Source organism: Dyella sp. 01N36 (assembly GCF_056399745.1).
Window position 1 is genome coordinate 1 of the sequence record NZ_JBFTRY010000370.1, and the last position, 1,321, is coordinate 1,321.

1 protein-coding gene and 1 pseudogene are annotated in these 1,321 nt (G+C 67.4%); one reads left to right on the forward strand and one right to left on the reverse strand.

Translation table 11 applies throughout. The annotated features are described in order from the left end of the window. Positions 1 to 531, forward strand: a 531-nt coding sequence (locus tag AC1DMG_RS22180; RefSeq protein WP_477181158.1) for a polyprenyl synthetase family protein, incomplete at its 5' end; no start/stop codon positions are given. Positions 532 to 546: 15 nt separating this feature from the next. Here AC1DMG_RS22180 and AC1DMG_RS22185 read toward each other — a convergent pair. Further along, a pseudogene (locus AC1DMG_RS22185) lies at positions 547 to 1,321 on the reverse strand (copper resistance D family protein); the annotation flags it as partial.

Here is a 1,321-nt window from a genome sequence, read left to right on the forward strand (position 1 = left end):
GCGCAGGCGTTCGCTGTGATCGGCGAGCTTCCGGCGACGGCCGCTCAGAAAGTCGCGCTGCTGAAGGAGCTGGCGAGCGCGAGCAGTTCGCAGGGCATGGTCGGCGGACAGGCGATCGACCTGGCCAGCGTCGGCCAGGTATTGGCGCGCGAGCAACTGGAGCGGATGCATCGACTCAAGACCGGCGCCTTGCTGCGTGCGTCGATCTTCATGGGCGCGCACGCCGGGCCATCACCGATGTCGCCGGACCTGCACGCCGCGCTGGACCAGTATCAGTGCGCGGTGGGTCTCGCCTTTCAGGTGGTCGACGACATACTCGATGTGACCACCGATGCGGCGACGCTGGGCAAGACGCCTGGCAAAGATGCGCAGGACCATAAACCCACCTATGTATCGCTGCTCGGCCTCGAAGCCTCGCGGGCACTGGCTGAGGAGCTGGGTGAGCGTGCGCGTGTCGCCTTGCTGCCGCTTGGTGAGCGCGCGGCGCACCTGCTGGGCCTTGCCGACACCATCGTGCACCGCATCCGTTGACGGCGAGCGAGGCGATCAGGCCTCGCTGTACCACAGCAGGATCACGCCGATCAGCAGGAAACACACCGGCCAGACATAGCCGGCGATTCGCCCACCGCGTCCAGGCAGGCGTATTTCAAGCCAGCGTGCCCAGCCGGCGGTGACGCCGGCGAGCGCAAGCGGCGTGTGGGTCAATTCGATCAGCAGCTGGTCCTTCACGTTGGAAATCTGATGGCTGTGGGTCAGCAGCATCGCGCCGCCCACCGCGACCAGCAGCGGAAAGACCAGGGCGGCGCGCCCGCTCTTCCAACGCCCCGTGCGCACGGCCCATTCGAACGTGCCGAACAGCACGATAAGCACGACGAAGAAGCGGTGCTGTGCCACTTCCACGTCGCGCCACGCGGCCCACCAGCCGGTTTGCCCCAGTGGCCACACTTCCGGGTCCGAACGCACCAGCAGAAAGCCGGCCATGGCCAGGAACAGCAGCGGCCAGTGGCGCGCCCAGCGCACGCCGGCGCTGCCGAGCAGGGCCAGCAAACCGATCAGGCACACAAAGATGCCGGCCCAGTGATGGTTGTATTCCGACCACGCGATGTCCTGGGCATTGCGTGGCGGCAGGATGCCCGAGCCAGGGATCGTGGCGGCCTCCGCCTCGTGGTTGTCGCGTCGTGCGTCGTGGTCGAGTTGCGCCTGCCGTTGCGAGATGGCGAGCATGTCGTGATCGGGCGAGTCCAGTCGCGGCCACGCCGGTGCGTTGCGCTCGGCAATCTCGTGCAGGCTCACGCGATCGGTCGTGAGGTCGACGGCGGGC